This is a genomic window from Streptomyces sp. bgisy100, assembly GCF_057709105.1.
The window spans coordinates 119,814-127,672 of the sequence record NZ_JBYITE010000016.1; the positions used below are offsets into that span (position 1 = coordinate 119,814).

8 protein-coding genes are annotated in these 7,859 nt (G+C 72.6%); 1 reads left to right on the plus strand and 7 read right to left on the minus strand.

Features of this window, described 5'->3' with window-relative positions:
* Position 1 precedes the first annotated feature (1 nt).
* Genes AC3EQ1_RS14240 through AC3EQ1_RS14270 form a run of 7 tightly spaced genes read right to left on the minus strand, consistent with a single transcriptional unit; the run spans position 2 to position 6,003 of the window.
* Entirely contained in the window at positions 2 to 685 is a 684-nt protein-coding gene (locus tag AC3EQ1_RS14240) for a transglutaminase-like domain-containing protein (RefSeq protein ID WP_432094673.1), read from the minus strand.
* A 50-nt stretch (positions 686 to 735) separates the two neighbouring features.
* Positions 736 to 1,875, minus strand: coding sequence for an acyl-CoA dehydrogenase family protein (locus AC3EQ1_RS14245; RefSeq protein ID WP_432094674.1), 1,140 nt, complete (start codon positions 1,873 to 1,875; stop codon positions 736 to 738).
* Between the two features lie 49 nt (positions 1,876 to 1,924).
* Complete coding sequence (locus tag AC3EQ1_RS14250; protein ID WP_432094675.1) at positions 1,925 to 2,299, minus strand: ectoine synthase; 375 nt, start codon at positions 2,297 to 2,299, stop codon at positions 1,925 to 1,927.
* The gene (gene trpA / locus AC3EQ1_RS14255) at positions 2,296 to 3,162 is read right to left on the minus strand and encodes a tryptophan synthase subunit alpha (protein WP_432094676.1); all 867 of its coding nucleotides are present in this window, start codon (positions 3,160 to 3,162) and stop codon (positions 2,296 to 2,298) included. Before trpA ends, AC3EQ1_RS14250 begins: the two co-directional genes overlap by 4 nt.
* Positions 3,155 to 4,204: a hypothetical protein gene (locus AC3EQ1_RS14260; protein ID WP_432094677.1), complete on the minus strand. Its 1,050-nt coding sequence runs from the start codon at positions 4,202 to 4,204 to the stop codon at positions 3,155 to 3,157. Before AC3EQ1_RS14260 ends, trpA begins: the two co-directional genes overlap by 8 nt.
* Positions 4,201 to 4,461 carry a phosphopantetheine-binding protein gene (locus AC3EQ1_RS14265; protein WP_432094678.1) on the minus strand — a complete coding sequence of 87 codons (261 nt, stop codon included), beginning with the start codon at positions 4,459 to 4,461 and terminating at the stop codon, positions 4,201 to 4,203. Before AC3EQ1_RS14265 ends, AC3EQ1_RS14260 begins: the two co-directional genes overlap by 4 nt.
* Positions 4,462 to 4,512: 51 nt before the next feature.
* Entirely contained in the window at positions 4,513 to 6,003 is a 1,491-nt protein-coding gene (locus AC3EQ1_RS14270) for an AMP-binding protein (protein WP_432094679.1), read from the minus strand.
* A 580-nt stretch (positions 6,004 to 6,583) separates the two neighbouring features.
* On the opposite strand from AC3EQ1_RS14270, the gene AC3EQ1_RS14275 reads away from it, so the two are divergent.
* Entirely contained in the window at positions 6,584 to 7,519 is a 936-nt protein-coding gene (locus AC3EQ1_RS14275) for a helix-turn-helix transcriptional regulator (protein ID WP_432094680.1), read from the plus strand.
* Positions 7,520 to 7,859: the final 340 nt, after the last annotated feature.

Sequence of the window (7,859 nt, forward strand, 5' to 3'; positions counted from 1 at the left end):
CTCAGCGCGGTGCGGGGGCGGAGCGGGCGTCCGCCTCCAGGGAGCCGGGCACGAAGCGCGCCGCCGCGGGCCCGGTGAAGATCCCCGGGTGCTCCCGGCGCAGCCCGTCGAGCACCCGGTCGTACGGGAGGTCGTCGAACTCCCCGTGCTCCTGCAGGAACTCCATGTGGGCCCGGCCGTTCTCGTCGTAGGGGTGGTGCAGGCTGTCGTCCCGGCCGTCGAACTCCAGCGGGCTGATGCCGTACAGCCGGCACAGCAGCCGGTTGAAGACCGGGGTCGCCCGGATCCAGCGGCCCAGGTGGAGGGAGGTGAGGGCGTGGTAGTGGAAGACCTCGCCGCCGATGAACTCCCGTACCGCCTCCGAGGAGAGGTGGTTGCGCACATCGGTGAGCACGATCCGGGCCGGTATGTCCACGGCCCGCAGCGCGGAGACGTAGAGCACCGACTTGTGCAGGCACATCCCCTTGCCGGCCTTGAGCACCTGTGAGGCGGTGAGCCCCTCGCGGGAGAGGTCGGCGCCGTAGATCTCGTAGCGGATCCGGTCGCGCACGGCGTAGTAGAGCTTCACCGCGCGGTCGCGGGGGTCCTGGCCGCCGTCGGGCAGCACATCCTCGACGAACCGCCGGATCTCCGGGGAGTCGTGGTCGAGGAAGGCGGTGCTGCTGAGCGAGGGTGCGAACTCCATGCGGGAACCCCGTCCGGTCGGAAGGTGGAGGCCGTGGCCTGCGGATGCGGTCACAGGCCCAGGGCGGCGGCGATGCGGGAGGACTGGATCTCGGAGGTGCCCGAGTAGATCGTCCCGCCGACCGCGTTGCGCAGCTCCTGCTCCAGGCCGTACTCGGCGGTGTAGCCGTTGCCGCCGAAGACCTGTACGGCGCTGAGCGCGGAGGCCAGGTTCGCCTCGCTGACGACGCGCTTGGCGATCGCCAGGTCGGTGGTGACCGACTGCCCCGCGGTGAGCTTCTGCGCGGTGTCGTAGAGCCACTTGGAGGCGGTCTCCACGCCGATCTTCATGTCAACGATCTTGTGGGAGACGGCCTGGAAGTCGCCTATCGGCTGCCCGAAGGCGGTGCGCTTCCGGGCGTACTCGACACAGCGCTCCATGCGCTGCCGCATCTCGCCCAGCACGACCGCGAAGGAGCAGAGGATCTCCCACTTCATGACGTGGTCGAGGATCAGGAAACCGGTGCCGGGCCGCCCGACCAGCGCGGACGCGGGCACCCGGCAGTCGTCGAGGAACAGCTCGCACAGCGGGGAGGACTTCAGCCCCATCTTGGCGATCGGCGTGCCGAACTCCAGCCCAGGGGTGTCCCGTTCCACGGCGAACACGCTGAGCCCCAGCGGGCCCGCCGTGGGATCCGTCCGGGCGTAGACCATGACCAGCCCGGCCACCGGCCCGTTGCTGACGAACGCCTTGGAGCCGCGCAGCACATAGCCGTCGCCGTCGCGCACCGCGCTGGTGCGCATGTTCAGCGCGTCCGAGCCGACGTCCGGTTCGCTGATGGCATGGGCGCCGATCAGCGAACCGTCGCAGACCTTCGGGAGGTACCGCCGCTTGGTCTCCGCGGAGCCGAAGCGCTGCAACGGCACCCCGGTGGAGGCCAGATGGGTGGTGACGGAGAAGTTCAGCCCGCCGTTGCGGCAGCCGTACCCCAGCCCCTCCAGCATGTACATGGTGGTGAGCAGCGACTGCCCGAGCCCGCCCCACTCCTCGTCGAACGGCAGCCCCAGCAGTCCGCTGTCCGCCGCCGCGGCCCAGGGCCCGCGCGGGAATTCGGCGTCCGCGTCGTAGCGCAGATGCTCCTCGCCCAGGCGGGCGAACCACGGCGTGAGACCTTCGCGCAGCTCGCGCTGCTCCCTGGTCCATTCGATCACTGCTGCTCCTGTGGTGGGGGCCGTCGGTGCTGCCGGGCCGGCCGCGTGCTCAGTAGTGGGAGGCGGCGTCGTCGCCGAGGGAGTGCCGCTCGTCGCCGCGCAGCGCCGGGGAGAAGACGCAGATCAGCCGCAGATCCTCCTCCGGATGGGCGATCAGCCAGTGCGCGTCGTTCCGGTCGAGGGCGTAGAGGGTGCCGGGGCTCACCGGCGTGCTGTTGCCCGCCATGTCGACGACCTCGCCGCGGCCCGAGATGCAGTAGCAGGCCTCGAAGTGGTTCTTGTACTCCAGCAGGGACTTGGTGCCCGCGCTGACCAGGGTGTCGGTGACGGTGTAGCCCATGCCGTCGTCCGCGACGAGGAACCGGCGGCTCAGGCCGTTCCCCCACTCGACGCAGGGCACTTCCTCAAGCTGACGGACAATCATGCGTTCCTCCCGTTGGTGCTCGGCGACGCGGCGTCCGGTGCCGCGGATCGCAGCAGATCTCGTACGAAGTGCTCGGCCGCGGCCACCGGGTCCCGCCCGGCCAGCAGCGCCTCCTCCAGCCGGCCCACCAGGGCGGTGCCGACGATCGCGGCGTCCGCGCCCAGCCGGCCCATCGCCCGCACGTCGGCGGCGGTACGGACCCCGAAGCCGACCGCGACCGGGGCGACGCCCGGCCGGGCGAGACCGGCCAGGACGGGCCGCAGGGCCTCCGGGTCGGGGGCGGCGGATCCGGAACGCCCGTAGTGGGCGACGAGGTACAGATAGGCGGAGGCCGACCGCGCGGCCTCCTCCCGCACCGCGGGTGGGGACGAGGCGTAGCAGGTCGCCACGGTCGGCAGGCCCGCCTCCCGCGCCGCCTCCGCGCAGCGGGGACGGGCCAAGGGGGGAGCGCCGTGGACGAGAACGGCGTCCGCCCCGGCCTCCCGCACCTGCCGCATGAACGGCTCCGGCCCCGCCGGGCGCACGGTGTGCCGCCAGTCGGCGAGCAGCGCGACCCGGGTGTGCCGCAGCCAGGGGCGCACCCGCGCCAGCATTCCCAGGGCGGCCGCCAGGTCCGTGCCGCGGTCCAGGGCCCGGCGGGCGGAGCGCCGGATGACGGGCCCGTCGGTGACCGAGTCCGGGAAGGGCACGGCCAGTTCGAGGCAGTCGACGCCCAGCCCGTCCAGCCGGAGCAGCAGTTCCTCGAAGCGTTCCGGCGGGCCCGGATCGCCCGCGTTCAGGAAGACCGCCAGCCCGGGGTCGCCGGGGCCCCGGCCGGGGAAGAACGGGCGCGGCGCGGGCGGCGCGGCGCGGGTGTCAGCCATGGACCATCACCGCCGGGGGCGCGGCACGGTGCGCCCGCAGCCGCTCCACCAGATCCACCGCGGCCCCGGAGGCCATGGCGTCCCGGGCCGCGTCCAGGGCCGTGGACCACTCGGCGTACGCGCCGGAGGCGACGGCCGCGGCGGCCGCGTTCAGCCGGATGGACTCCACGGCGGCGCGCGGTCCCCGGCCCGCGAGCAGTTCCCGCAGCTGGGGGCCGGGCGGGGTGCCCTCGGCGGCCGGCGCCAGATCGGCCAGGGTGCCGGGCCCGAAGTCGGCCCCCTCCGGGGCGAGCACCCGCGGGGCGCCGCCGTCCACGCCGATCCGGTTCTCCGCGAAGCTCACCAGCTCGTCCACGCCGAGCCCGTTGTGCACCAGCCACAGCTGCCGCCCGCCGACCGCCCGCAGCGCGGCCAGCTCGGTGAGGACGGGCAGCACCCGCGGGTCCGCGACCCCGGTCAGCTGCGCGGTGACCGGCAGCCGGGGCAGGAACGGCCCCAGGGTGTTCACCGCCCGGCCCACCTGCTTGATCCCGAACGGCATGATGCCGCGGGCCAGCAGGGTCAGCTCGCGCGGGTAGACGAACGGCCCGGCGAACACCACGCCGTACCGCTCCAGCATGTCCTCGCACTCCGGGTACGAACCGGCGAGCGGGACGCCGAGCCGCTCCAGGATGTCCACCGAGCCGTAGCGGCTGGTGTAGCCGCGTGAGCCGGACTTCACCACCCGGGCCCCGGCGGCGGCCGCGACCAGACAGGCCGCGGTGGAGAGGTTGAAGGTGGGCGGCCCGCCGCCGGTGCCCACCACGTTCACGGTGCCGGACCAGGAGCCGCCGGCCCGCGGGGCGCGGGCGTCCAGCGACCGGAGCAGGGCGTCGAGCGTGCCGGCGTCCGGCAGCGCCGTCGACAGGGAGGCCAGCACCGCGAGCGCCTCGCCCTGCGCCGTCGCGCCCGACTCCAGCCGGTCCCAGAAGTCCGTCCACGGCTCCGCCCCGGTCACCGGCTCGTGTGCGGTGAGCGCGGGCAGCAGCCGGGACCGGGTCACCGCCCCTCCGGTGTCAGCGCCTTCGGGGCGCAGAAGGCGTCTATCGCCGCGACCGTACGGAAGTTGTCCGGCGCGATGTCCAGGGTGTCCATGTCCAGACCGAAGGTGCTCTCCAGCCAGCTCACCAGGGTGAGCAGCCCGAGGCTGTCGATGACACCGCTCGCCAGCAGGTCGTAGTCGTCGGCCAGTTCGTCCGGAGTGATGTCGAGTGCGTACTCGTCGATCAGGAAACGCTTGATCTGTTCGGTGCGGGTCATGGCCTCTCCCCTTGCAATGCGTGTTCGTACGTGTGCGGTACGCGGTGTGCGTCAGTCCCGGGCCGGGGCCGGGACGGGACGGGGCACCAGCGCGCGGTCGACCTTTCCGGTCGAGGTACGGGGCAGCGGGGCCTCGGCCCACGCGACCGTGGACGGGACCGCCGCCCGCGGCAGCCGCTGCGCCAGGTACTGGCGCAGCGTCAGGTTGTTGAGCCGGGATCCGTCGGCGCGGCGCACCACGGCGTGGAGCCGCTTGCCGGCCTGCTCGTCCGGCAGCGCGAGCACCGCGGCCTCGACGATCTCCTGGTGCGCGGAGAGCGCCGCCTCCACCTCCGCGGTGTTGATCCGGACACCGCGGACCTTGACGACGAAGTCCCGGCGGCCCTCCAGGGTCAGCGTCCCGTCCTCGTGGCGCCGCACCAGGTCACCGGTGCGGTACCAGGGCACCGGACCGTCGTCCGGACCGGCGACGAACGGGCTCTCCGCGGGGCCCGCGACCAGGTATCCGGTCGCCTGGAAGGGGGTGCGGACGACGAGTTCGCCGCGCCCCGGCCCCTCGACCACCGTCCCGTCGTCGGCCCGCACCCAGGCCTCGGCCCCCGGCACCGGCTCCCGGCCGAGCGGCAGCGAGCCGTACGGCATCGGGCCGGCGGGGTCGATCTCGTGCACGAAGCTGTCGTTGGTCTCGGTGCAGCCGTAGACGTTGTGGAAACGGGCCCCGGGAAAGAGCTCCGGCAGGGCGGCGAACGCCCGCGGCGCCATCGCCTCCCCGGTGACCAGCACATGCCGCACCGAGCCGAAGTGCGCCCCGGAGCGGGCGAGCAGGTCGTACAGCAGCGGCACGCCCTGGACCAGGTCCACCGGGCGGGCCTGGAGCGTCTCCCGCAGATGGGCCGGGTTGCCGGCGAGCCCCTGGTCGACGAGGGACACGCAGCCGCCGCTGCCCAGCGTCGCCCAGATGTCGAGCAGACACAGATCGAAGTTGAGCGGCGCGTGGCTGAGCACGGTGCTCTCCGGCGTGAGGCCGAAGTGCTCCGCCGCCCAGCCGGTGAACCGGTCCACCGCGCCGAAGGACAGGGGTACGACCTTGGGCAGCCCGGTGGATCCCGAGGTCGTCAGCAGCAGCGCGGTGTCCCCCGGGTCCCCGTCGCGGGCCGCGGGCTCACCGGCACCGGAGGGCACGGCCGCACCCGCGACCAGCACCTCCGGATCGGGCAGCCGCTCCGCGCCGGCCGCGGAGAGCAGCGCGGTCAGCGCCTCCTCCCCCAGCTCGGGCGAGACCAGCAGCAGCGGCCGGCGCACCAGCAGAGCGCCGAGCACCACCGCCACCGCCGCGGGCGACTTGGCAGCCACCAGCGCCGCCGGGCGGACGGTGTCCGCGGCCGGCTCCCGGCCGTCCCGGGGCCCGAGCCCGGCCGCCGCGGTGGCGGCCAGACCCAGGAGCTCCCGGTACGTCGTCGTCCTGCCGTGCCCGAGCAGGGCGGGCGCGTGTGGGTTCAGCCGACCGTGCCGGAGCACGCGTCGGGACAGTGAAATCTCCATCGTGGGTCCTTCTCGGCACGGCGTGCGACGCGAATGACGGATTCCGAATTCACCGCGGAACGCAAAAGCGAAGAGTTCTCACGGAATTCGAACGGCCTTTTCTCCGCGCCTGCGGAGCGACCGGGAAGACTTTCGGACAACCGAGTTCCCGCCGGGGGAACTCAGCCCCACTCGAAGTCGTTCTCCGCCAAAAGCGCATCGGCCTGCGCCGCAACCTGTGACATCCCCTGTGCCGAGGCCGCACCGGCCGGACCCACGCCGACGATCAGCACGACACATCCCCCGACGACTCCGCGCACCACGCGTCTTGCCGCGCTCTTGGTGCCGCGTCCCCCCGCAGTCGTGTGCACTCCAACCACCCCCGGTTAATCCAACATTGAACGAAACATCCGCCGGAGCGGAGTTTCCCTGACAAAGAGACTCTCCTGGCCGACAGCCCCGCGTAAAGTGAAAGTGCCTGGCCGCAGGCTGCCATGGCGCACAGCGGACAGCGGCCCCGCTCCTTCCGCTTAGCCTCTGGAAAGGGGTTGCTGTGGACCTGGGTAAGGACAGAACCTCACTGGCTCGTCTCTACCGCAGCATGCTGAATGAACCCACCCTGGGCATGGAGGAAGTTCGCCGACGTACGGGGCTCGACGAAGAGGAATTCGCCGAGGCCACCCGGCTGCTCCAGGAGATCGGCGTGCTCTCCGACGACGGCTCGGGCCGCGTGACGACCGTGTCCGTGGAGAAAGCGCTCGCCAGACTCACCCTGCGTGCCGAGGAGTCGGCCGAGGGCTGGCTGGCGGAGTCCGTACGGCTCCGCAAGGCCATCCGGCTGCTCTCCACCGAACTCGCCGACCAGTACCACAGCCAGGCCAGTCTGGCCTCCGCCGAACTGATCATCGGCATGGAGAACATCTCGGCGTCCCTGGAGAGCACCTCCGAGGTCGCCGAACACGAAGTCCTCAGCATGCACCCCGGCCCCGTGGTCGAGAGACGCACGCCCGCCCGCATCGCCCGCAACGCCCGGGCCATCGAACGCGGCGTCGTCATGCGGACCATCCACCTGGCGTCGACCTCCCGGACTCCCCACGGAGTCCGTTACTTACGCGAACTGGAGGAGATCGGCGCCGAGGTGCGGCTGGCCACCACCATCCCGTTCCGGCTGATCGTCGTCGACAACTCGATCGCCTTCACCCCCGCCCCGGGCATCGAGGGCCAGACCGCCGCACTGGTCACCCGAGGCCCCCTCATCACCCACCTGCTGCGCCTGGTCTTCGAACACTGCTGGCACAGCGCGGCCCTCCTCTCCGCCGACGCCCCCGCACCACCGGCCGACACCCCGCTCGACGCCCAGCAGGCCTCGGTCCTGCGCCTGCTCAACGCGGGCTTGAAGGACGAGGCCATCGCCCGCGAACTCGGCGTCTCCATCCGCACCCTGCGCCGCATCACCGCCGACCTCATGGACAAACTGGGCGCCACCAGCCGCTTCCAGGCCGGCGTACGAGCCCAACAACTCGGCTGGCTCGTCTGACCCCACACCCCCCATAGAGCCACACGAGCCCGAGGGCCACCAGGGCGGAGGAACTACCAGAGAACTGGCGCCACCGAACCAACCGAGCACAAGGGCACGACGCCACGGGCCGGTTCTGCACGCAAGGGGTGCGGCCAAGCCGACTCGATGACCCCAGATGCACGGCGCCACCGAACCGACTGAACACGGCGGCGCGCCACGACGGCCCACCGGCCGGGACGTCCGCGGGTGGTGCCGCAGGGCCGGGTGAGCGCAAGGGGGTGGGGGCGCAGGGGTGGCGATGGCAGGGCGCGGTGCCGCAGGGCTGGGTGGACGTCAGGGGGTGGGGGCGCAGGGGTGG

Excerpts from the sequence above, each read along its gene's own strand:
- AC3EQ1_RS14275 (WP_432094680.1), top strand. The coding sequence starts at position 6,584 with ATGCTGAATGAACCCACCCTGGGCATGGAGGAAGTTCGCCGACGTACG.
- AC3EQ1_RS14270 (WP_432094679.1), bottom strand. The coding sequence starts at position 6,003 with ATGGAGATTTCACTGTCCCGACGCGTGCTCCGGCACGGTCGGCTGAAC.
- AC3EQ1_RS14265 (WP_432094678.1), bottom strand. The coding sequence starts at position 4,461 with ATGACCCGCACCGAACAGATCAAGCGTTTCCTGATCGACGAGTACGCA.
- AC3EQ1_RS14250 (WP_432094675.1), bottom strand. The coding sequence starts at position 2,299 with ATGATTGTCCGTCAGCTTGAGGAAGTGCCCTGCGTCGAGTGGGGGAAC.
- trpA (WP_432094676.1), bottom strand. The coding sequence starts at position 3,162 with ATGGCTGACACCCGCGCCGCGCCGCCCGCGCCGCGCCCGTTCTTCCCC.
- AC3EQ1_RS14240 (WP_432094673.1), bottom strand. The coding sequence starts at position 685 with ATGGAGTTCGCACCCTCGCTCAGCAGCACCGCCTTCCTCGACCACGAC.